The sequence below is a fragment of the Hyalangium versicolor genome, from assembly GCF_020103695.1.
GTDB classification, from domain to species: Bacteria; Myxococcota; Myxococcia; order Myxococcales; family Myxococcaceae; genus Hyalangium; species Hyalangium versicolor.
The window spans coordinates 317,230-341,712 of record NZ_JAHXBF010000001.1 but is presented as its reverse complement, the minus strand read 5'-3'; the positions used below and the strand labels follow the sequence as shown (position 1 = coordinate 341,712).

Below are 24,483 nucleotides of genomic sequence, written 5' to 3'. Positions count from 1 at the left end.
CAAGCCGTGAGTCCCCGCGCTACCGGCACGGCATGAGCCTTGCCTGAGCGTCCGTCGCGCACAGTACGAACATGCAGAGCACCGTCCTGAGGGGGAGGACACATCATGCGCTCACTCGCCATTCGGGCCCCTGCGGCCCACAGACACACCCAGAACGCCACACTGCCCGAGCGGAAGGCTCCCAACGCGGATGAAGCCGCGTGGGAGAAGCTGGGCCGGTGGGTCCGGAGCTTCTCCTGGATCATCGCGGCCGGCGTGGCCTGGGGCATCTTCCTGGCCCACATCTTCGCCATCGTCGGCAAGCCCTGGAGCACCTGCGGCACCGTGGGCTGCGTGCTGACCTTCCATCTCTTCGAGGTGCCGCTGGTCGCCTACGACGTCTTCCTGGTCTGGTACGGCCTGCGGCGGTTCTCCCGCACCACCGAGCGCCAGTACCGCGTCATCCTGGGCTTCGCCAACGTCGTCAACCTCTCCTTCTTCGCCTTCGAGGCGCAGCTCCTCATCGACAGCTTCAACCGCTCTGCGCCGCTGATGGAGAACCTGGGGCTTGTCTCCATCGCCCTGCTGCTCGTCACCGGGGTAGCGCTGGGCCTGTGGACGCAGCTCTGGCTGACCCATCTCGCGGAAGGCGAGCAGGACTCGCGCTACTCGCACCCCACCACCGAACGCGCCTTGGTGGCCCTGGTGAAGCGGGCTCGCCAGGAGGGACGGCAGCTCCGCGTGAGGGGCTCGGGACACTCCGTCTACGGCGCCATCCACGCGGACGGCACACCCCAGGCGAACAGCGACGCGAGCGGCGCCAACCTCAACGTCCTGCTCGATCGGTACACGCAGATCCTCGACTGGAATGAGGAGAAGAAGCAGGTCACCGTCCAGGCGGGCTGCCACCTGGGTATCGATCCGAACGATCCGCTGTCGAAGCGGGAGAACAGCCTGCTGTACCAGCTCGATCAGCGCGGCTGGGCGCTGCCGGATCTCGGCGGCATTACCCATCAGACCGTCGCGGGCTTCCTCTCCACGGGTTCGGCGGGCGGCACCACCACGTTCGATCTCGGGGGCTCCATCGCGTGCATCCGGATGATCGACGGCACCGGCAAGGTGCATGAGTTCCGCCCCAACCCGGACGATCCAAGCGACGAGGAGAACAACCCATTCTACGCCGCGGGCGTCTCCATGGGCCTGCTGGGTGTCATCTCCACCGTCACCTTCCAGTGCGAGCCGCGCTACGACATCATCGGCGAGCAGGTGACGAGCCGGGTCGAGGCCAGCGGCATCGAGCTGTCCGGCGAGGGCGACACCAGCCTGCGGAGCCTGATGCAGCGCACGGAGTACTCACGGCTGCTGTGGTGGCCCCAGCGCGACGTGAACAAGCTCCAGGTCTGGAAGGCGCGGCGCACGCGCCCCGAGGACGCAAGGAAGACGCACATCAACGGCCGGTTCATCCCCAAGCCCTTCGTGAGCTTCCCGACCATCCTGGGCATGAAGGAGCTGTCCCAGGGCATCATCAATGCCTTCTACACGCTGATCAGCCGCCACGCGCCGCCGTATGAGCGCAAGACGCAGGACTTCATCGAGGGCGTGCTCAACACGCTGATCAAGGACGGCACGGAGGAGTTCTGGGACTCCTGGTACGAAGGGCTGCCCATGGACAACGGCGCGGACGATGCGCTGCTGCCCACCGAGTTCACCGAGCTCTTCATCGACATCCACCAGACGCCCGAGGTGATGCGCGAGTTGGAGCGATTCTTCGCGGGTGACGAGGGTCTGGAGCGCACGGGCGCCTACGCCTGCGAGATCTACCCGGCCCGGCGCAGCCGCTTCTGGCTGAGCCCCTCGTACGCTCGGGACTGCGTGCGGGTGGACATCTTCTGGTTCAAGACGCGCCAGGGGAACCCGGACATCGACTTCTACCCGCAGTACTGGGAGCTGCTGCGGAAGTTCGACTTCCGCTTCCACTGGGGGAAGTACCTGTCCGCGGCGGACTCGAGCACCGGCGCCGCGTACATCCGCCGGCAGTTCCCCAAGTGGGGCAAGTTCATGGAGCTGCGCGACCGGATGGATCCGGACGGAGTCTTCCTCACCGGCTACTGGCGCGAGCACCTCGCCATCGAGCCAGCCGCATCCAACGTGACGCCGCTGCGGCGGGTGGAGCAGGAGTTCGCGCCTCGCGAGGCCGCCCTCAAGAAGACGGCCTGAGGAACTACGGCACTCCGGGCCTGGCAGGGACGAGCACCCTCACCCCTGCCGGGCCCTGACTTCGAGCTACTGCTGCTGCCCCTCCTGGGGCTGCTGAGGCTGCTGCTGCCCCTCCTGGGCCTGCTGAGCCTGCTGCCCCTCCTGGGCCTGCTGAGGCGGCGGGGCGAACAGGCCGGCCGCCTTGAGCACGCGCAGCGCGGCCAGCGAGGCATTCAGCGTCTCGCCCACGAAGCCCGTCTCCGCGGTGGCGAGCGACGTGTTGGCATCCGTCACCTCCAGATAGGTGGCCGTGCCGGCCTTGAAGCTCACGTCCACGAGCCGCTGGCTCTCACGGGCGAGCCGCAGCTGCTCCTCGGCCTTGCTGCGGTTGGCCCGCGCGCTGGCCAGATCCAGCAGGCCTCGGCGTATCTCGTCCTTGGCCCGGTTCTCCGCGATGGCGGCGTTGGCCTTGGCCTCGGCGATCTTCGCCTTGCTCTCGCGCAGCTCCGCCTCTCGCAGACCGCCGTCCCAAATCACCCACTGGAGCCCCAGGGTGATGAGCCACGAGGTGTTCTCTCCCGTGAAGCCCGCCGCGTTGGCCCAGCGGTAGGCCGCGGACAGGCCCAGGGTGGGCGCGTACCGCCACTTCACCGCGCTGCGCCCGGCCTCCTGCAGATCAATATTCCGCTGCGCCGCCAGCACATCCGGCCGCTGATTCGAAGCGGCCTCGAGCTGCTCGATGCCCTGGGGCAGCACGGGCTCCTCCGGTACCACCACGTCGAAGTCCGCGGGCTCGTTCAGCAGCGTGGCCAGCGCCTGGATCGTACTCGTGTAGGAGTTGCGAGCGCGCACCAGATCCTGATCGGCGCGAGCCCTGTCGATCTGCGCACGAAGCAGCGCCACCTTGGGCTGGGCACCCGCCTCGAAGGTGACCTGCGCGTCCTTCTCGCGCGCCACGTACACCGTCAGCAGCCGCTCCTGCACATCCACGGCCTGCTTGAGCCCGGCCGCGCCGAAGTAGAGCTGCGCGGCGCCAAAGAGGATCTCACGGCGCGCCGACTCGACGTTGAGGGTGGCCACCTCCTCGCCAATATTCGCGCTCTTGATGGCCATGATCAGCGCCGGAGCAAAGATGGCCTGGTTGAGCTGCACCTGGGCGCCAAGCTGGTTCTTCTTCTGGATGGGAACCTCCTGGACGCCCACAGGGACCATGGTGAGGTTGGTGGGCGCTCCGGGCAGGTCCGGGACGTCCGTGTTCTGCGGCGTCCCCACGTCACGGATGGCGTAGCTGGTGGGCAGCGCGAAGACCGCCTCCGCGTTGTTGCGCGTATAGGAGGCACTTGCGGTGATCTGCGGCAGGTAGCCGCTCCAGGCCTTGGAGGACAACTCCTGAGCCTGGGCCAGACGCGCACGGGCCGCCTGAAGCTCCAGGCTCTGGGACTCCATGCGGGTGAGCACTTCCTGGAAGGTCAGCGTCCGCGGGGCGGTGCCCGGCTCGGCGGCCAGGGCGACGACGGCAACGAGGGCCAGAGGGTTCATGACACCCTCCAGGGAAGTGCGGGACTCACGGTGAAGGGTTGCAGTGGGAAGCGCATAAAGACGATTCGTCCTGTCTGGGGAAGTACTGCGGGACGAGAGCGGGTACACCCCTCCCGTCGAGGTCGGGAGACCACGAAATACACAGGGCACGGAGGACGGGGAGAAGTCCCTCGCCCCGTCTGGGAGGAGCGGGGCGAGAAGCCCAGCCCCCGTCCTCCGCGCCATGAATCAGGCGGCGTCGGCCTTGTGCTGCAGCTCCGGGGCGTGCACCTCGGCCTGAGCCGGGCGATTGCCCGACACGCGGCGCCGCAAGCCGTCCACCAGCGAGTAGAAGACGGGCACCACGCCCAGCGTCAGCACCGTCGAGGTGATGAGGCCGCCGATGATGGCGATGGCCATGGGCACGCGCGTCTCCGCGCCGTCGCCCTTCGCCAGCGCCACCGGCACCATGCCGGCGATCATCGCGATGGTCGTCATCAGAATGGGGCGCAGACGGATGGGGCCTGCCTCCAGCAGCGCGTCACGCGTGCTCTTGCCCTGCTCCTTGAGCTGGTTGGTGAAGTCCACCAGGAGGATGCCGTTCTTCGTCACCAGACCCATGAGCATGATGATTCCGATCATCGCGAACATGGACATGTACTGGCCGGAGATGAGCAGGCCTCCCAGCGCACCGATGATGGCGAAGGGCAGCGACATCATGATCGTGATCGGATCCAGCAGGCTGCCGAACTGGGCCGCGAGGATCATGTACACCAGGATGATGCCCAGGAAGAGCGCCAGCACGAAGGCCTTGCCGGCCTTGGCCAGCTCCTTGCCCTGACCCTCGAAGTCGGTGGTGATGGTGGGCGGCAGCTCCTTCTTGGAGTAGTCGTTGAGGAACGCGATGGCCTCACCGAGGCTGTAGTTACGCAGCTCGGCCAGCACGGTGATCTGCCGCTTCTGCGCCTGACGGTCGATCTGCGACGGACCCTCGTCCGGAAGGATGTTGGCCACGTTGCGCAGCTCCACGAGCTGCCCGGAGGGCGAGCGCACCGTGAGGGCACCCACCTGGTCGGGGTCGGCCAGCACCTCGGGAGGCAGCTTCACCTTCACGTCGAAGGTGTCACCCCCCTCGCGGTACTGGATGACGGCATCGCCACCAAGGAAGGAGCGCAGCGTGGTGCCGAGCATGGCCGCGGGCACACCCACGCTGGCGGCGCGCTCCCGGTCGATGTCCACCGACAGCTGCGGCTTGCCCGCGCGGTAGGACAGGTCCACGTCCACGAAGCCCGGCTGCTGCTTCATGGCCGCGCGCACCTTCTCCGCCGACGCGATGACTTCCTGCCAGTTGTCACCCCGGAGGTTGAACTGCACCGGCTGGGAGCGGGCACCACCGCCGCTGACAGCCGCGTAGTCCTGCGCGTTGAGCGCCACACCCGCGCTGCGCACGATGTTCTGCCGCACGTACTGCTTGAAGTCCTGCTGGCCGTAGGTGCGATCGTGCACGGGCACGAGGTTCACCATCAGCTCGCCCTTGTGGACCTCCTCCTGCACGCCACCACCCGCGGAGGTGTACACGCTCTCCACGCCCGGCAACTTCACGAGCTGCTCGCGAACGCTGGCCAGTTCCTGCTGCGTACGCTCCAGCGGCGTGCCCACCGGCATCTCCACCGTCACCTTCGTCATGCTCATGTCCTGAGCAGGAATGAAGGTGAAGTTGATGAAGCGCGCCAGGAAGAGCGTGAAGAAGAGCACGCCCACCGCCGCGGCCATCGTGATGGCGCGGTGATCGAGCATCCACCGCAACGCGCGCCGGTACACGCTCTCCGTGGCCGTCAGCACGCGCTCGATGCCCCGGGAGACAGCCCCCGGCTCGCCGTGGTGCTTGATGAGGCGGCTGGAGAGCATGGGGGTGAGCGTCATCGACACGAAGTACGAGATGCCCACCGCCACCGCCACCGTGACGCCGAACTGGTAGAAGAACTTACCCATCATGCCTTCCATGAAGGCCACGGGGATGAACACCGCCACGATGGAGAGCGTCACCGCGAGCACCGCCAGCGCGATCTCCTTGGTGGCCTCGTAGGCCGCCTCGAAGGGGCTGGCCCCTTCCTCGATGTGGCGGATGATGTTCTCGATGACCACGATGGCGTCGTCGATGAGCAGACCGATGGACAGCGTCAGCGCCAGCATCGTGACGACGTTGAAGGTGAAGTGCATGGCCTGCATCACCGCGAAGGTGCCGACCACGGAGGTGGGCAGCGCCACCGCGGACACCAGCGTGGACCGCCAGTTGCGCAGGAACACCAGCACGATGACCACCGCGAGGATACCGCCCAGGATCAGGTCCTCCTGCACGCCCGAGATGGAGGAGCGGATGAACTTGGAGCCATCCGTCACCGTCTCCACCTTCAAGCCCTTGGGCAGCAGCGCGGAGATCTCACCCAGGGATTCCATGACGTCATGTGCCACCTGCACGGTGTTGGCGCCGGACTGCTTGCGCACCACCATCGCCACCGCGCGCTGACCGTTGAAGGAGGCGCCCGAGCGAGCCTCCTCGGGCCCGTCCACCACGTTGGCCACGTCCCGGATGCGCACCGGTGCGCCCGCCGGGCTGGCGATGACCAGGTTGCGCAGCGCATCGACGCTGCGCGCCTCGCCCACGAGCTTCACCACGCGCTCGGCGCCAGGCTCCGAAGTACGGCCACCCGGCACGTCCACGCTCTGCGCGCGCAGCGCCTGCGTCACGTCCGAGATGGACACCCCATAGGTGCGCAGCAGGCCCGGATCCACGACGACCTGGATCTCGCGCTCCTGGCTACCCACCAGATCGATACCACCCACACCCTGCTTGCGCTGGAGTGCCGGCTTCACCACGTCCTTGGACAGGCGGGTGATCTCCTGGATGGGCAGCGAGCCGCTCACTGCCAGGGTGAGGATGGGCGCGGCGCCGATGTCGAACTTCTCCACCACGGGCGCCTCGGCCTCGTTGGGGAGCTTGGACAGGGTGGCCTGGACGCGGTCACGCACGTCCTGCGCCGCCACGTCCACGTTCTTGTCGAGCGAGAACTGGACGATGATCTGCGACACGCTCTCCACGTTCACCGAGCGCAGCGTCTCCACGCCGCTGAGCGTGTTGAGCGCCTCCTCGAGCGGATCGCTGATGTTGTTCTCGATTGTCTCGGGGTCGGCGCCCGGGAGGATGGTGGTGACCGTGACGACGGGGAAGTCGACGTCGGGGAACTGATCGACGCCGATCTTCGGAAGGGCGAAGAGGCCGAACACCACCAGCCCCATGATGAGCATGGCGGTGAAGATGGGCTGGCGGATGAATGTCTTGATCGGATCCATAGAGGTGTACCCGTTCGACCTTGGAAGTTACTGCACCACGCTCACAGCGAGCCCTTCACGCAAGGAGGCGGCACCCTCCACGACGACCTTGTCCTGGGGCTGCAGACCGCCGCGCACCTGCGCGAAGCGCGGCGTCACCGGCAGCGCCTGCACATCCCGGCGCACCAGGCGTCCATCCTCGACGATGAACACGTAGTGGCCCTTGTCGTCCTTCAGCAGCGCCTGGGACGGCAGGAAGAGGCCGGCGAGCGCCTCGCTCCGGGAGAAGTCCATCTCCGCCAGCGAGCCCGGACGCAGCGGCGACTCGGGCTTGCCCGTCACATCCGCCAGCACCTCCACGGTGCGGCTGTTGCCATCCACCACCGCGCCCACCGTGCGAACGGTGGCCTCGAAGGAGGTGTTGCCGGGGATCACCTTGCCGGAGATCTTCATGCCATCGCGAAGCGCGCCGACCATGGACTCGGGGACGGGCAGGCGCACCTCCAACTCATCCACATTGGTGAGCTTGAAGATGGCGGAGGCCGGCACCATCGTCACGGTGTCACCGATGTTGACCATGCGCGCCGTCACGACGCCGTCGAAGGGGGCGCGCAGCGTCTGGTCGCGCAGCAGCTCCTGAGCGGAGCGCAGGGCGGCATCGGCCTGGGCGAAGCCCGCGGCGGCCTGACGCTGTCCGGCCTGCACCTTGTCCATGATGGCCTGCGCGGCGCTGCCACCCTCGAAGAGCTTCTTGGTGCGCTCCAGCTCCGTGTTGGCGTTGTCCAGACCGGCCTTCGCCATCTCACGGGCCGCAGCAGCCTGATCCACGGCGATGATGAGGTTGGAGGTGTCCAGCACCATCAGCGGGGCGCCCTTCTTCACCCGGTCGCCCACGTTCACCAGCAGCTTGTCGACAGTGCCGGTGGCCGGAGCGCTGAGGGTGGCCTCCAGCTTGGCGCGGACCTGCGCCGTGACGCGGGCGACGTCGCCCTGCAGCTTGTCGAGCGCTGGCGTCGCGCGGACGCCGATCGTCGGCTGGCCATTGCCGGTGGTGGCGCCAGCGGGCAGTTGGGCCTTCTCACCCTTGTTGGCGCGTGCCTCGGAGCAGCCCAGGCCCGTAGTGGAGGCCAGCGCGCCGATCAGCAGGTAACGAGAGAGGGAACGTGAATTCATGTGCGGTGGGTCCTCGAAAGGAAAAGCTCAGGAAATGGAACGAGACGGCTCGGGCGTGGTGGTGGCTTGGGGGGGCGAACAGCGATCGCGCCAGCGATCACGCGCGGTCATGACCATGCCCAGGAAGAACTCAAAGAACTCGATGGTGGAGGAGAAGCGCTGCTGGCACACATTCTCCAGCCCGAGGCTGGCCAGGCGGGTGCGCATGATCTGCACGCACTCCGTCACGCCCTTGATGGCCTCTTCGAAGTGGTGATCCCAGGCGCCGTCGCTGAAGACATAGTAGTGGCGGCGATCTCCCGGCAGGCCGATCTCCTGGACCAGGCCCTTCTCGTGGAAATGCCGGATGTTGGTGGACACCGAAGCGGGGCTCACCTTGAGCAACTCCGCGATGCTCCCGAGCGCCAGCGGCTTGGGAGCCAGCATCAGCAGCCCCAGCATCCGCCCACCGATCCTCGGAAAGCCTCCCCGGTTTTCGAAATGCAGCCCCAACGCTTCAATGAAACGATGGTCCTCGGGGGTTAGAAACAACCCATCCTTGTCACCTACCTCCACGGCAGCCTCCTTTCCGGGGACCTGGATAACGCGGCGAATCAATAGTTTCTTCGGTTCGTTCAGTCAAGACTGAAAGATTAAGAATTATAAAGGGTTCCAATGCCGCTTGGAGCACATTGGGGAAACCCTATGTAGGCCTCCGTATGTGTCGCTGCAAGGGTTCGAAATGACGGAGGTAGGGCCTTGGCGCCCTACGTATCAGGACATGCTGCGGCATCCGGAGAGCAGCCACGAAAGCTCCGCGCATCGTGAATTGAGGGTCGCGTAGACCTTTTTCGCATGCGCCCCGTTTGAGGAAAGGCCCGGCGCATCCACCGCGCCGCCGGACTTCCCCACAACGGAGTTTCCCCATGCTCAAGCCCTTCGCGCTCGGCCTTGGTCTGCTCACCCTTCCTGCCGTGGCCCTGGCCAATGGTCCTGCCAACGCGGCCCCTACCCCTGCCGCGAAGGAGCAGCCCGCGGCCACGGGCGCTTCGCCGGCCGCGCTGGATGCAGCGCACAGTGCTCCGCGGGTGCAGATCGCGCTGCTGCTCGACACCAGCAGCAGCATGGACGGGCTCATCGATCAGGCGAAGCGCCAGCTGTGGACCGTGGTGAACACCTTCCAGAAGACGCGCCGAGGCACGCAGCTGGCGCACCTGGAGATCGCCCTCTACGAATACGGCAAGAGCTCGCTGTCGGCCGAGGGCGGCTACATCCGGCAGATCGTCCCCTTCACCACGGACCTGGACAAGGTGTCCGAGGAGCTCTTCTCGCTGAAGACCAATGGCGGCGATGAGTACTGCGGCATGGTGATCCAGAAGGCCACGCGCAACCTGGAGTGGAGCAAGGCCAAGGGAGACCTGAAGCTCATCTACATCGCGGGCAACGAGCCCTTCTCGCAGGGACCCGTGAAGTACGAGAGCGCCATCTCGGATGCGAAGGAGCGCGGCATCACGGTGAACACCATCCACTGCGGCTCGGCGCAGGAAGGGACGAGCACGGGCTGGGCGACGGCCGCGAAGTTCGCGCAGGGCCAGTCGCTCAACATCGATCAGAACCAGGCTGTGGCGTACACCGCCGCGCCGCAGGATGACGAGATCGCCCAGCTGGGACGCGAGCTGAACAAGACGTACCTTGGCTACGGAACCAAGGGCGCCGAGGCGAAGATGCGGCAGGAGGCGCAGGACACCAACGCCGAGGCCTTCAAGGGCAGCGCCACCACGCGAGCCGTGTCCAAGGCAAGCCGCCTCTATGACAACTCGGGATGGGATCTGGTGGACGGGACGAAGAAGGGCGCGGTGAAGCTGGAGGCGATGAAGGATGAGGAGCTGCCGGCGGAGCTGAAGGGCAAGAACGCCGAGGAGCGCAAGGCAATCGTCGACGCGAAGGCGAAGGAGCGCGCGGACATCCAGGCGAAGATCCAGAAGCTCCAGACCGAGCGCGAGAAGTTCGTCGCGGAGAAGCAGAAGGCCGAGGCCTCCGAGGGGGGCGCCACGCTCGACAAGGCCATCATCGAGTCGGCCACGAAGCAGGCCGCCGCGCAGGGCCTCGCGATCGAGTGAGCCGCGTGTGTCGGGCCGCGCACGCCTCACGGTGCTGCGCGGCTTGACGTTGCGGGGTGAAAGAGGTCCCGTAGGGCCCTCACCCTCGAGGTCCCTCGCATGAGACGTGGCTTCCTCTCCCTGCTCCTCCTTCTGCTGACGGCTCCCCTCCCCGGTTGGGCCCAGACCGAACTCCAGGTCTGGCACGGCTACCGGGCCGCTGAGCGCGCCGGGTTGGAGAAGGTGGTCGCCGCCTACAACGCGGCCAAGGCCAGCTCGGGCGTGAAGGTCACCCTGCGCGCCATTCCCTCGGATGCCTTCACGGACAAGATCAGCGCCGCCGTGCCGCGAGGAGTGGGACCGGACGTCTTCATCTTCCCGCAGGATCGGCTCGGTGGCTGGGTGGAGAGCGGCAACACGGTCGAGCCACTCGACTTCTTCCTGGATGACGCCGCCCGGAAGCGCTTCATCCCCACCACGCTCGAGGTGATGACGTACCGGGGCTCCGTCTACGGGCTGCCCCTCAACTTCAAGGTCATCACCCTCATCTACAACAAGAAGCTGGTGGCGAAGCCGCCGAAGACCACGGGAGAGCTCCTCGCGACCTGCAAGAAGCTGCCCGCGAAGCCCGAGGGCTCGACGTGCCTCGTCTACCCGTACACGGACTTCTACTACCACGCTGCGCTGATGAACGCGTTCGGCGGCCGCGTGTTCGATCCCGGCCCCACACCGCGCCTGGATGCGCCCGAGAACGTGAAGGCGCTGGAATTGCTCCTGCGCTGGACGGACAAGGAACGCATCCTCCCTCCCGAGCCCTCCACGGTGCTGACCACCTCGCTGTTCAACGCGGGCCATGCGGCGATGGTGTTCTCGGGTCCCTGGTTCCTGGGCGAGATCTCCCCGGAGATCGACTACGGGCTGGCCCCGCTGCCCACGGTGGATGAAGCGGGTGGCAAGCCGATGCGGCCGTGGATGACCGTCGAGGGTGTCGCCGTGGCCGCTCCCTCCAAGCACAAGGACGCGGCCTTCGACTTCGTGAACTACCTCACGGGCCCCGATGGCGCGAAGATCATGGCGCTGGTCGGGCGCCAGAACCCCGCGTTCGAGCAGGCCTACAAGGATCCGGAGATCGCCAAGGACACGACGCTGGCCGCGTTCCGCGCGCAGGCGGAGACCGCCGTCCCCATGCCCAACGTGGCGGAGATGACGATGGTCTGGTCTCCCATGACGTCGGCCATGAACGCCATCACGCGCAAGGCCTCCACGCCGAAGGCCGCGCTTCAGGAAGCCCAGAAGGCCGTGCAGAAGGATGTGGCGAGCCTGCGGCGCAAGCCGTAGCCCCAGCCCCCTCCAGACGAACGGACGGAACCCTTTGAAGGATTCCGTCCGTCCTTACTGCTACGGCAGGTGCTCTCAGGGAGACGAGGTGGACGCCGAGGGAGGCGGATTTGGCCTCAGATCCGGGTAGAGCGCGGCGGCCACATACTCGGGCACCGGCCCCACGTTCTTGCCATCGAGCGCCGTCCGGTTGCTCAGCACCACCACCGTGAGATCCTTCTCGGGCAGATACTGCATGGTGGTGTCGAACCCGAAGACCTCCCCTCGGTGGCCGATGAAGCCGTACTTGATCTGCCGGAAAATCGCCAAGCCCACCTGAACGGTCGACTCACAGTTGGTCGGCAGCGGAGTGCACACCTGCTTCTCGCCCGGGGCCGCCTCCCAGAGCTGGGAGATGAGAGAGTTGCGCCGCGCCGGCTGCGCCTCGCTCGCAGTCGGGCTCGCAGCCGGGTTCAAAGGCTGGTCGGGGTTGCACGTATCGATGAAGGTCCGCTGCTGCTTGCGCATGCTCGGGGTCAACAGGTTGCCCTTGACCTCGGCATTGAGCCACCGCAGCAGATTGTTGGCGGTGGACATGATCGCCCCCGCAGCCCAGGCATTCGACATGTTTTGCTGGGTGAAGTCGATGTCCTTGTTGACGCACGGCGGCTGGATCGAGGAGCAGGAGCTCTGGCCGGTCGCGCTGTTGTAATAGAAGTTGTAGAAGTTGACGTAGCCCTGGTTGGTCGAGCCCAGCCCGTTGTCTCCATTTCCGGGGATGCGCGTGTTCTCCAGGTTGAGTTTGGTGATGAACCGCTGCTCGATCACCTTCTGCCAGTCCGTCTCGGGATACCCATCGACCTTGGCCGCGATCATCCCCAACAGGATGAAGTTCGTATTCGAGTAGGCGAACTCCGAGCCGGGCGGGATCACCTCCTTGCAGGCGATGGACTTGGCCCGCAGCCGCTCCGTCAGCTTCAAGAACTCCGTGGGCGCATTCCAGACATGCGTGGGATCGGAATAGACCACCCGGTTCCAGACGTAGGCATTGGTGTAGCTCTCGATGCCGCTGGTGTGATTCAACATCATCCGGATGGTGATCTTGCTCCCGTCGATGTTCGTGAACACGTTCGGCAGCCACTTCTGTAGGGTGTCGTCCAGGGAGATCTTTCCTTCATCCACCTGCTGAAGGATGGCAGTGCCCACGAAGTTCTTGGTCATGCTGCCGATCCGGAAGTTCATCTCCGGCGTCATCTTCAACGTCTTGGATTCATCCTGGAAGCCCGTGACGATGTAGTAGGGCTCGGTGTTGCCAATCTGCACCACCATGGCCATGCCGGGCGACTGCTCGTAGGCGGCCGCGGCATCGAGGACGGCCTGGAGCTTCGCGCGGATCTCTGGATCCTGCCCGGTGGCCGCCACCGAGGTCGGCGCTGGAGCGCTGACCTTGGCCTCAGCCTCAGCCGCGGCAGGCGCCGTCGCGCTCGTCGTGGCACAGGCGCTGAGCAGCACCATCGCGGGCAGCAGCCCGAAGCGTATCTTCGGACACTTCTGGTCGGTCCTGATCATGAGGCGTTCTCCTGTATGAACAGGGCCCAAGTCATTTGCCGTGGGTGATGGAGCCACTGCCGGTCTTGTTCTGGCCGGTCACCTGGGCGGAGCCGTACCAGATGATGTTGCCACTCCCGCTCAGGTCGAAGCTGACCGTGCCATTGGCGGTGGCGCTCAGCAGCCCCGAGCCGCTGCTGATGAGCTGGGCGGCGCCGCTGACGGGCAGCCCCTTGGCATCGAGGAATCCCGGGCCCGAGAGGTTGGCCGTCAGGCTCTGCGCGGAGCCCGTGAGGAGCAAGGGGCCGCTGCCGCTCTGCTGCGCATTCACTGCCTGAGCGGTGCCGTTGAAGGTGAGTGGGCCCGAGCCCGTGAGATTCAACGCGAGGTTGGCTCCTGGCGTCACCCCGGCGATCACCGGACCCGAACCCGTGAGGGTGACACCCGTCAGCCCGGTGATGGAGATCTTCACATTCGAGCCGAGCGTGGGCTCGATGTTCTTGTTGGTGGTGATCTTCAGCACGCCGTTGCTCACCTCGGTGAGCAGCAAGGACTGCAGGTTCGAGTCCACCGTCACCGAGACGGACTGGTCCCCCTGGGAGATCGTGACAGGTACTGACGTATCGTTCTGCACCTGGGTGAAGGCGCCCAGCGGGCGATCTTGCGTGGTGCGATCTCCATTGCCCTTCACGGGAAACAGGCCTTTGGAGCCCTCTGTCTGGCCGTCGCCGGTGGGCGTTGAGGCCGTGTTCGAGCTGGTGCAGGCGCCGAGCATCATCACCGCCGAGAGACTCAGCGCCCACACGGAGCGTGACGGAACCACGTACTTGTTCATTTCAAACATGAGGCTGCCTCCTACTGGGTGGGTGGTTTGGCACGCCAAAGGCTTGCAGATGTAACGAGAGCAACAAGTCTTCCTTCTGGCAGGCCGGGAAGGATTCACTCCCTGTCTTATCACGGACACTCCCAGCACCAAGCATTCAGCATCTGTCAGCAGAGCGGCCTGGCAGTCGCGCCTGGCGAACCCCGGTAACAGATTCCAGCGCACGGGGTGTTCGAGAGCGGCGGCGTTCACGGGCCTTTCATGCGCGTGAACGCCACTCAAGGGGAGCCCTGGAGCCCACACATGAAGTGTCCCTCCAGGAGCCATGATCATGTGGATAAGACCAACTTTTCGTTTCCTCGCCGTGCTCGGTGTTCTCTGCTGCACTGGCTGCCAGCAGCCCCTCTCCGCCCAGGACCCGACGTCGGAGGATCCGGTGACCCAGAACGCTTTACCGCGAGAGTTGCAAGAGCGCATCGATCAGTTCGTCGCCGAACGGATGGACCAGGGGCACGTGCCAGGGCTGTCGCTGACCATCCTCCAAGGAGGCCAGACCGTCTATGTCCGGGGCTACGGGCGCGCGAACCTGGAGACCGGCGCACCGATGACAGGGCACACGCGCGTGTCCATTGGGTCCACCACCAAGTCCATGACGGCGCTGGCGCTGATGCATCAGGTGGAGCAGGGCCACGTGGATCTGGAGGCGCCGGTGACGCGCTATCTACCCTGGTTCCGCACGGCGGATGGACTTCAGGACCAGATCCTCGTGAAGCACCTGCTATCCCATACCTCGGGGCTGCCCGGCAGCTTCTTGTGGGACGGCGCGCAGGATGACGGAGCGCTGGAGCGGCGCGTGCGCGCGCTGGCGGGTGTTCGGCTGAACTCCAAGCCCGGCTCGAACTTCGAGTATTCCAACGACGGCTTCGCCGTGGCCGGCCTCATCCTCCAACAAGTCTCCGGCGCGCTCTATGAGGAGGCCATGGCGCGCACCGTCTTCCAGCCGCTGGAGATGGCGGAGTCGACGTTCGACAAGAGCCAGGTTCCGGAGAGGGCGCTCGCCCAGGGCTACGTGTGGACGCGCGGCGAGATCCAGCCCCGGCAGCAACCCTGGTCCCGCTCGCACAACCCGGCGGGCTCGGCCCTCTTCACGTCGGCGCAGGATGTGGCCCAGTACCTCGGCGCGATGCTGGCCCATGGCAAGGGCCACACTGCCCAGGTGGTCTCCCCGCAGTCCGTGGACACCCTCTGGCGGCCCGTCTCTCCGATGTACGGCATGGGGTGGTACGTGGCGTCGCTGCTCGACAAGCCCGCGGTCTTCCATCAGGGGGATGTGCTGACCAGCGCCTCCTCATTCCTGCTGCTGCCCGATGAAGGGCTGGCGGTGGCGACGCTGGCCAACCTGGACACCACGACGCAGTGGGAGATTGCCCAGGGAGTCGCCGCGCTGTTGACTGGCGCCGAGCCCCCCTCCGCTACGCCCCTGGCTTATCGGGCACCGAGCCAATTCAAGCCAGATCGCTCGGTATGGCCGCGGTACGTCGGTACGTACTCCACCATCTTCGGCAAGCTGCGCATCTACATCGACCAGGATCGTTTGATGGCCGCCAGCTCCTTCTCGGATCCGGAGATGACCATGGAGCTCGAGCCCTACGGAGACAACGACTTCACCCTGCGCAACGATCTCGGCACGCTCGAGGGCACGCCCATCGAGTTCCACCACGGCACGCAAGGCCAGATGGAGATCTGGATGGGCGGCAAGAGCGCCGGGAAGCAGATCCCGTAGCGCCCCTGGGGGCGGCCCGGCTCACTCCAGCAGCGTCTCGGAGATGAGCTCCGCGATGCGCGCCGCGTTCTCGAAGAGGAAGTGGTGGTTGCCCTCGAAGCGCCGCGCCATCATCCCGCCACGGGTCGCATCCTTCCAGGCCTGCACATCCTCGTCGGAGATCCCCTCCTGATTGCCTGTGAGGATCAGGAGCGGAGCACTCAGCGACTGGCCAGGCTGATGGCGATAGCGCTCGACGGCCTCGACATCGGCGCGGAGGAGCGCGAGCCGGCGGTGGCGCTCTTCGTCGTCCACCTGCGCGGACAGCAGGAGCCCGGAGAGCAGCTCCGAGTCAGCAAGGGGCTGCTCTCGCACCGGCAACCGCCACGGCGCGCCGAGCCCGCTGCAGACGACGTGGCGTGGCTCCTCCAAGCCCGCGACGGCGGCGGCTCGCGCCACCTCATACGCCAGGAGCGCTCCCATGCTGTGCCCGAACAGGGCATAGGGGCCATCACCATCCGCGCGGATGCGCTCCAGCACGGCCTCCGCCATCTCTCCGATGCCTCCCAGCGGTGGCTCGGAGGCGCGCACGCCTCGGCCGGGCAGCTCCACGGGCACCACTTCGATCTCGCCGCCAAGGCGGGTCTGGAAGGGCTGATAGGCCTCTGCACTGGCTCCCGCGAAAGGCAGGAAGTACAGGCGGACAGGCCCTGCCGCGGGGTTGCGAACGGATGCCCGCCGGGCCACCTGGAGCGCCTCCTGGACAGTGCCCTCGGCCAGGCGCCGCATGGTGGCTTCAGTGAAGCGCTGGCGGTCATACGCGAGCTGCAGGTAGAGCCGCCCTTGCTTCACGAGGACGTCGATCTCGATGTCCCTCAGCAGCTCCGCGCGAGGACTCCGGCTGGAGCCGGTGGACTCGCTCGCCTCGACGAAGCCACCCACGGAGGACTCGCGCATCTCCCCGAGGTAGTTGAAGCCCACGGCTGGCTCGGCGCAGAGCCGGCTCGAGGAGGACTCTGAAGACGTCAGGTAGCGCAGGAGCCCATAGGAGAGCCCTCGTCGCGCGGCGGAGCGCAGCGCCTTCATCACGGCGCGCAGGTGCTCGTCCACGGCGGCGGGCTGCCGAGCATCGACGATGACGGGGTACAGCGCGGTGAACCATCCCACGGTCCGGCTGATATCCAGCTCGGCGGGGACGTGCTCACGGCCGTGACCTTCCATGGCGAGCGCGAGCCGTGGCGTGCCAGTCCAGCCATGGAAGGCGCGCGCGAGCCCCGTCACGAGCAGGCCGCTCATCCCGAGCCGTCCCAGCGCTCCTGCCTTGCGGAGAAGTTCGGCGGTGTGTTCGGCGTCGAGCTCGACCTGGAGCTTCGCCGCCACCTCAGCTCCCGCGCCCGGGATTGCCACCTCACGGGGCAGAGCCCCCAGTTGCCTCACCTCGGCGTCCACGGCCGTCCAGTACGGCTCGTCCGCGCGCACTTCGGCGCTGCTGGCGTAGCTGTGAAGGAAGCGAGACCAGGCCTGGAACGAGTCGCTGCGCTCGGGCAGCACCAGCGTTGCGGCTCCCTCCACCGCCTGCCGGTACGCGCTGGCAAGGTCCTCCACCAGCACTCCCCAAGACACCGCATCCACAGACACGTGGTGCACCACCCACAACACTCGCTCCCCTTCCGGCGTCCTCACAAGCCCCGCTCTCCACACAGGGCCCTTCTCCAGGCTCAAGCTCCTCTGCAGCCTCTCGGCCTCCTGCTCCAGCTGCTGCTGCCAGCCCTCTCCGGGCCCGACCTCCTTCTCCTCCAGCCACTCCCTCTCCCCCTCCTCCTCCCCGTACCACTGCCTCACCTTCCCCCCCTCCTCCTCCTTCCACCTCAGCCTCAACGCCTCGTGCTGCATCTCCACCTGCTTCAGCGCTCTCTTCAGCGCCTCCCTCTCCACCCTCTCCCCTCCCTCCATCTTCAGCATCACCGCGTTGTTGAAGTGGTCCCGGTGCTTCTCCTCCACCCGCTCCAACAGCCACCTCTGTATCGGCGTCAGCTCCACCTCTCCCCTCCCCTCCTCCCTCTTCTCCTCCTTCCTCCTCTTCATCCACACCGACAGCTCTTCCACCGTCGGGTGCATGAACACCTGCCTCACCTCCACCTGCCAGCCCTTCTTCCTCACCTCGCTGGACACTCGGATCGCCTTGATCGAGTCGCCTCCCAGCTCGAAGTAGTTCTCCCTCAAACCCACCCGCTCCACTCCCAACACCCTCTGCCACGCCTCTCCCAGCACCTGCTCGGCTTCCGTCCTCGGCCGGCTCTCCTCCGCGACTCCAGGCCTCGGCTGCTGCTGCTCCCAACGCTTCAGCGCCTCACGGTCCACCTTCCCGTTGGCTGTCAGCGGCAGCTGCTCCAACACCCTCACCTTCCCGGGCACCATCGCCGCGGGCAGACCCTGCCCCACCCACCTCCTCACCTCACCCTCGCTCACTCCCTCTCCACCCACCACGTACGCCGCAAGCTCCTTGCCCCCCGCCACCTCCTCCACCAGCACCACTGCCTCCTCCACCCCTGCCAGGCTCAGCACCCTCCTCCTCACCTCCTCCACCTCCACTCGCTGGCCCCGAATCTTCACCTGCCCGTCCTTCCTCCCCACGAACTCCAACTGACCCTGCTCGCTCCACCTCCCCAAGTCCCCCGTCCGGTACACGCGTCCGTACTCCGCGTGCTCCACGAACTTCTCTGCCGTCAGCTCAGGCCTTCCCAAATAACCCCGCGCCACTCCCACTCCCCTCACGCACACCTCTCCCACCACTCCCACCGGCAGCGCGTTCAGCTCCCCGTCCGCCACCACCACCCCCACGTTCCTCAACGCCTGACCCACCGGGATTCCCCTCGCGTACTCCTCTCCCTCCTTCACCTCGTACATCGACACGCACACCGAGCACTCCGCGGGGCCGTACGCGTTGATGTACCTCTTCCTCTTCGCGTACCACTTCGCGTCCTCCGCGTTCGCCGCCTCTCCCGCTGTCACCAACGTCCTCAACGTCGGCAGCTCGTGCCTCTCCAGCGCGCTCAGATACACAGGCGGCAGGGTGGCCACGGAGACGTTGTGCTCAGCGAGATAAGCAGTGAAGGCTGAGGTGTTCTCGATCACCTCACGCCCAGCCACCACCAGCGTGGCCCCCGCCAGCAACGCGGTCCAGACCTCCGACATCGAGGCGTCAAACGCCAGCGACGCGAACTGCAGTACCCGGCTGGCCCGCTCGATCTGGAAGCCGTGGATCTGCTCGATCACCGTGTTGATCAACCCGCGATGGTGGCACTCCACCCCCTTGGGCATCCCCGTCGAGCCCGAGGTGTAGATGATGTACGCCGCATCCGAGCAGCGGCGACTCCGCTCCACGCGGGGAATGGGCGCCTGCTCCACGAGCCGCTCGACATCCACGAGCAAGGCGCCCTCCAGCTCGCCGAGCCGCTGCACGCCCTTGGCATCCGTGAGGATGGCGCCACACCGGCTGTCACCGATCATGTAGCGCAGCCGTGCCTCGGGGAGCTCCGGCTCGAGCGGAAGGTACACGCATCCCGCTTTCAGGATTCCCACCTGCGCGGCCGTGGACCACACGCCCCGGCTCAGCAGCACGCCCACGACGGTTCCCTCCGCCAGCCCCAGCGCTTCCCGCAGTTGCCCCGCGATCGCCCCCGCGAGCCGATCGAGCTCCGCGTAGCTCACGCGCTCCGAGCCGGAGATGATCGCCACCTGCTCCGGAGTGGCAACCACCTGCTGCTCGAACAGATCAACCAGCGTGGAGTCCAGACGCGCATCGCCCGGGCCTTCCGGAAGGGGCGAGAGCAGCGCTGTGCGCTCGGCGGGAGTGAGCAGCTCCAACCCGTGAAGCGCCCGGTCCGGCTCACGGATGGCATGCGCCACCAGGGTGCGCAGGTGCCCCTCCATGCGAGCAATCCGCGCCGCCGAGAACAGATCCGGCCGGTACTCGATCCGGATCTCCACGGTTCCCCGCCGAGGCGTGACGTTGAACGTGAGATCGAACTTGCCCGCGCCCGACTCGCCACCGAAGGCCGACAGGCGCGCGCCCTCCAACTCGGGCTCGGCCCGCTCTCCGTCCTGCACCACCAGCATGACGTCGAAGAGCGGCGAGCGGCTGGGATCACGCTGCAGGCCCAGCTCCTCGACCAGGGTGTCGAATGGATAGTCCTGGTGCTCGAAAGCCTCCAACGTGCCCTTGCGCACCCGGCGCAGCAGCTCCGAGAAAGGCTCCGCGCCCCGTACCGCCTCACGCAGCGCCACCACGTTGAGGTAGGGGCCGATCTGGCGCTCCAGATCCGGATGGGCACGGCCGGCCACCACCGTCCCCACGATGCTGTCCTGCTGACCAGTGTAGCGGAACAACAGGGTCCGGAGAGCCGCCATCAGCCCCATGAAGAGCGTCACGCCATGCTGACGGCACAGCGCATAGAGCCCCTCCGTGAGCGCGGGGTCGAGCACCATCACGTGCGATCGCCCCTCGAACGAGGCCACCGCGGGCCGAGGCCAGTCCGTCGGGAACTCCAGCACGGGCACCTCGCCGCTCAACGCCTCCAGCCAGTAGCGCCGGTGCTGCTCGGCGGTAGGGCCTCGCAGGGAGGACTCCTGCCAGGCTGCGAAGTCCTTGTACTGGATTCGCAGCGCGGGCAACGCGGGCGACTCCTTGCGGCGGAGCGCGCGGTAGCACGCGGCGACCTCCTCCAACAACACGCCGTGGGACCAGCCATCTCCCACGAGGTGGTGCAGGCTCAAGACGAACACGTGGTGAGCCGGATCGAGCCGGGCCAGCACCGCACGGATCAACCCACCGCGCGTGAGGTCGAAGCGGAAGGCGGCCTCCTGCTCCGCCAGCGCACGCGCCGCTGCCAGGCGCTCCTCCCGGGAGCCCGCACCGGAGAGGTCCACGCGCTCCAGGAGGAACGGCACCTCAGGCCGCACCACCTGCCGGGGCTGATCGCCCTCGAGCACGAAGGCTGTACGGAGCACCTCGTGCCGGGTCACCACGTGCCGGAACGCCCCTTCGAGCGCCTCCACATCCAGCTCGCCGCGGATCTCCACCGCGCCGGACATGACATAGGCCGACGCGCCACCCTGGAGGTACTCCAAGGCCCACAGCCGCCGCTGCGTCACGGAGAGCGGATAGTCCGCCATCGCCGGAGCCTCCGGGATGGGGGCGGAGGCTGTGCGGCCCGCACGCTCGACGAGGCGAGCCATGTCCGCCAACACCGGGTGATCGAAGATCTCCTTGAGCGTCACCTCCACGCCGAGATCCCGGTGGATGCGCGAAAGCAACTGCACCGCCTTGATGCTGTGCCCACCCTGCGCGAAGAAGTCGTCGTCCGCTCCGGGAGAGGTCCGCGGGAGGATGTCCCGCCAGATGGCAGCCAGCGCCAGTTCGGCCGCGGTCCGGAGCGGAGTGGACGAAGCCACCGCCTGCGAGGCCGCCTCGGGCTCCACCGGCAGGGCCAGCAACCGCGCTCCCGTGGAATGGAGCAAGGGGAGGTAATGCCACCGGTGGCGCAGCCGAGCGTCCTTCTCCCGCGCCTCCAACCAGGCACGCTCCTCGGGCGAATAGCTGGCACCCGGCCCCTGAGAGGCCACGACCGTTGGCTGCGGCGCGGAAACCACAGCGGGCGCCTGCACCGGCTCGGGCGGCGCCACGGCCTCCGCACGAGGCACCTCTGGCTCTCCGATCAGATCGAGCTCGCAACGTGCATGGGCAGGCATGGCGGGCAACGCCGCCACAGCGACTGTATAGAGCCGCCCCGCTTCACTCTCGGAATCCAGGTGCCAACCCGCCCGGGCGATGAAGTCCCGGAAGGGTTCGTTCCGGGCCGTGGGCACGAAGAGCGCCCTCACCTGCTCCAGGCCCCGCTCGCGGCTGATGCCTCCGAGTGTGGCCATGATCGCGTCCTCCACCCCTCGCCCGAGCACGCGGCAGCTCAGCAGGAAGGTGTCGATGACGAGGCTCCGAGCCTCCGGACGAGCGAAGACGAGACCCACCAACCCATAGTCACCGAACCGATCGCTCACGGTGACGGCCAGCCCTAGGAACTCCGGCTCCTCCAGCAGGCGCGTCAGCTCGGCCTCGGTGCGACGCCGGGTACTCAGGTTGAACTGGTTGGTGCGCTGGGTCAGCTGCGCGGCCCGGGCGCGTTGCGCGGAGCTGATTCGGGTCATCCGCACCCGCAGATCCAGGCTGGCGAGGAACACTTCGAGCGATGCGGCCGAGCGGCGCTCGTCCTCGCGCTGGGTCTCGGCCTGGTACATCTCGCTGCGACGCCGGTCCTCCTCAGTGGCGCGCCACACATCGACGCCCCAGACGTGCGAGAGCAACGCCGGGAGCGCCGCGGGATCCGAGGGCACGCGGATGGCGAGCACCTCCGGGCACTCCCGCATCACCTGCTCGCATTCCACGCCGCTGTCATCGAGGAACAAGAAGCTGTTCAGCCCGAGCCCCAGTTCCTGGGAGAGCTCCACCAGGTTCTCCGGCTTGGGCCGCCAGTTGATCCGCGTGGCCACCACGTGCTTGCGCCCGAGGATCATCCCCGGGTGGCGGTCGAACACCTCCCAGACGTCCCGCTCGACGTTCTTGCTGCACAGGACGATGAGGAAGCCCTCCGCCACGCGATCCACCAGGAAGCGCTGCAAGGCCTGGTGACCCGGGCCGATCTCCACTCCCAACGCTCCGTCCTCGCCACAGACGCCACGCCAGAGAGTGTTGTCGCAGTCGACCGCGATGACCTTGAAGGGCTCGTGCCGCAGGGCTCGCAGGGCTCGCGCGATGGAGGTGCCCAGAGCCGCGAAGAAAGCCTCGGTGTACGGCAGGTGTCCGGCTCGATCCTGGCGCGGATCCACCACCTCGTCGATCCGGAATTGCTCCGCCAACCGCGTCAGATCGAGCGCACGCAGGGCGGGGGCACGCTCCACCACCCTCGCCAGCTTCCGCGCCAGCTCTTCCAGCAACTCTCGCTCGCGGGCGGAGCGCGCGTACTGCCCCGTGACGGGAAAAAGCCCCACCAGCGTGGCCCGATCTGCGGGCTGGGACTCCAGGGCGGAGACAAACCGATCGAACGTCGACGAGAGGTGCGCCAGCCGTGCCTCTTCCGGCAGTTCCTCCGCGTCACGCACCCAGTCCTCGCAGCGCGCGAGGATCACGTTGACGCCCTTGTTGCGCGCCATCGCGCTGGAGGGATCCAGCAGTTGCTGGAAGACCTGGTTGTAGGGGGCGACCGCCACCTCGGTGGGGATGGAGGCCTGCGCGCACCACCACCGCACGTACGGCATCACGGGATCGGCGGTGAAGGTGGCGGAGATCACCACCGGGAGTACCGGCACGGGGCGGGCGGCCTTGGCCGCGGGCTTCGCGGGAGCCTCCGCCGCCAATTGTCCGAGCACCTTGCCCACCGGCTCGTCCGGACGTAGCGCCGCGTCCAGCACGGCCTCCAGGCGCCGACCCGCCGCGAGAACCTCCGCGCGCTCGGCCCGTGGCGTCTGGAACTGGAAGCCAAAGCGCAGGCGCTCGCCCAGGTGGACCTGCACGGTGAGCGGGTAGTTGGTCCGCTCGAGGATGTCCACCTGAGAGACCCGCAGGCCCGCCGCCGCCTCACGCTCCTGGACGCGGGACACGTCCTCCTGAAGGAAGTTCTCGATCACCACGACGTGATCGAGCAACTGCCGCTTGAGCGGCGTCTGGCCCTGCACGTCCGCGAGCGGGCAGAACTGGTACGGCGTGGACTCGGCCAGCTCCCGTTGCACGCGCCGCAGCAGCTCCAACCACGACTCGTCCTCGCGCACGCGAATGCGGGTGGGGACGGCGTTGATGAACAGGCCGATGATGGACTCGACGCCATCGATCTCCGGGGGACGGCCGGACACCGTCGTGGCGAAGACGGCATCCCGAGCGCCTCGGGAGGCACAGAGCTGGAGACCCCAGACGGTCTGCACCAATGTCCCCACCGTCACCCCGCACCGGGCGGCCAGCGCGGTCAGCGCGGCCGTCTTCTCGGGAGACAGCTCGAGGTGGTGGTGCTCCAGCGCCGCGGGAGTGGAATCCGCGGGTGCCGGTCCCCGAGCGAAGGGCACAGCCTGGGTGTAGCCATCGAGGTACCGCGTCCAGAAGGCCAGGGCCCCAGCACGATCCTGCTGCTCCAGCCACTTCACGTAGCGCCGGAACGGGGGCGCCACCGCGGGCAGCGGCGAGGGCTGCCCCTGGCGGAACGCCTGGTAGATCACCATCAGCTCGCGCTGGAGGATGTCCTGGCACCACCCATCCATGAGGATGTGGTGGAAGCTGAGCACCACCATGTGCAGCTCGGGCTGCATCCGCAGGAGCCCGACGCGCAGCAGCACATCCTTGCTGAGATCGAACGGGCGGGCGATGTCCTCGCGGCGATAGGCCTCCACCGCCTCGCGCTGCTCCACCTCGCCCAGGCCGGAGAGATCCCGGAAGGCGAGCGGAATCTGCCGCTCCCGGAGCACCACCTGCAACGGCTTCGGCACGTTCTTCACGACGAAGACGGTGCGGAGCGCCTCGTGGCGGCGCAGCAGCTCGTTCCAAGCCCGCTCGAAACAAGCGATGTCGAGCGCTCCCTGCACGCGCAGGAGGGCCTGCTCGAAGTACGTCTCCCCGGCCTGCTCGTACAGCGCATGGAACAGAATGCCCTCTTGCATGGGCGAGAGGGCGACAAGGTTCTGGATGTTGCTTCGTTCGATCATCCGAGGCTGAACCGGTA

11 protein-coding genes are annotated in these 24,483 nt (G+C 67.0%); 4 read left to right on the top strand and 7 right to left on the bottom strand.

From position 1 onward, the window contains the following. The first annotated feature begins 105 nt into the window (after nucleotides 1-105). On the top strand, nucleotides 106-2,196 hold the full coding sequence (locus KY501_RS01185) for a D-arabinono-1,4-lactone oxidase (protein WP_224360474.1): 2,091 nt from the start codon (nucleotides 106-108) through the stop codon (nucleotides 2,194-2,196). Between the two features lie 66 nt (nucleotides 2,197-2,262). Here the strand turns inward: KY501_RS01185 and KY501_RS01180 are convergent, their stop codons facing one another. The 4 genes from KY501_RS01180 to KY501_RS01165 all read right to left on the bottom strand — a co-directional run bounded on the left by KY501_RS01180 (nucleotide 2,263) and on the right by KY501_RS01165 (nucleotide 8,751). Beyond that, a complete protein-coding gene (locus KY501_RS01180; protein ID WP_224360473.1) occupies nucleotides 2,263-3,714 on the bottom strand; it encodes a TolC family protein in 1,452 nt (483 codons plus the stop codon). Between the two features lie 228 nt (nucleotides 3,715-3,942). Continuing rightward, nucleotides 3,943-7,044 carry an efflux RND transporter permease subunit gene (locus KY501_RS01175; protein ID WP_224360472.1) on the bottom strand — a complete coding sequence of 1,034 codons (3,102 nt, stop codon included), beginning with the start codon at nucleotides 7,042-7,044 and terminating at the stop codon, nucleotides 3,943-3,945. Nucleotides 7,045-7,071: 27 nt separating this feature from the next. Continuing rightward, on the bottom strand, nucleotides 7,072-8,196 hold the full coding sequence (locus tag KY501_RS01170) for an efflux RND transporter periplasmic adaptor subunit (protein WP_224360471.1): 1,125 nt from the start codon (nucleotides 8,194-8,196) through the stop codon (nucleotides 7,072-7,074). Between the two features lie 27 nt (nucleotides 8,197-8,223). Next, entirely contained in the window at nucleotides 8,224-8,751 is a 528-nt protein-coding gene (locus tag KY501_RS01165; RefSeq protein ID WP_224360470.1) for a GbsR/MarR family transcriptional regulator, read from the bottom strand. Nucleotides 8,752-9,101: 350 nt separating this feature from the next. On the opposite strand from KY501_RS01165, the gene KY501_RS01160 reads away from it, so the two are divergent. Together KY501_RS01160 and KY501_RS01155 are read left to right on the top strand one after the other, a co-directional pair. Further along, nucleotides 9,102-10,295, top strand: a complete 1,194-nt coding sequence (locus KY501_RS01160; RefSeq protein ID WP_224360469.1) for a vWA domain-containing protein — start codon at nucleotides 9,102-9,104, stop codon at nucleotides 10,293-10,295. A 99-nt stretch (nucleotides 10,296-10,394) separates the two neighbouring features. Beyond that, entirely contained in the window at nucleotides 10,395-11,612 is a 1,218-nt protein-coding gene (locus KY501_RS01155; protein WP_224360468.1) for an extracellular solute-binding protein, read from the top strand. A 75-nt stretch (nucleotides 11,613-11,687) separates the two neighbouring features. Here KY501_RS01155 and KY501_RS01150 read toward each other — a convergent pair whose 3' ends face one another. Continuing rightward, nucleotides 11,688-13,160 (bottom strand): serine hydrolase domain-containing protein, encoded by a 1,473-nt coding sequence (locus KY501_RS01150; RefSeq protein WP_224360467.1) that lies wholly within the window; start codon nucleotides 13,158-13,160, stop codon nucleotides 11,688-11,690. A 31-nt stretch (nucleotides 13,161-13,191) separates the two neighbouring features. Next, nucleotides 13,192-13,983: a head GIN domain-containing protein gene (locus KY501_RS01145; protein ID WP_224360466.1), complete on the bottom strand. Its 792-nt coding sequence runs from the start codon at nucleotides 13,981-13,983 to the stop codon at nucleotides 13,192-13,194. A gap of 415 nt (nucleotides 13,984-14,398) precedes the next feature. On the opposite strand from KY501_RS01145, the gene KY501_RS01140 reads away from it, so the two are divergent. Further along, nucleotides 14,399-15,745 carry a serine hydrolase domain-containing protein gene (locus KY501_RS01140; protein WP_224360465.1) on the top strand — a complete coding sequence of 449 codons (1,347 nt, stop codon included), beginning with the start codon at nucleotides 14,399-14,401 and terminating at the stop codon, nucleotides 15,743-15,745. A 21-nt stretch (nucleotides 15,746-15,766) separates the two neighbouring features. Here the strand turns inward: KY501_RS01140 and KY501_RS01135 are convergent, their stop codons facing one another. Next, the gene (locus KY501_RS01135; protein WP_224360464.1) at nucleotides 15,767-24,466 is read right to left on the bottom strand and encodes a non-ribosomal peptide synthetase; all 8,700 of its coding nucleotides are present in this window, start codon (nucleotides 24,464-24,466) and stop codon (nucleotides 15,767-15,769) included. Nucleotides 24,467-24,483 lie beyond the last annotated feature (17 nt).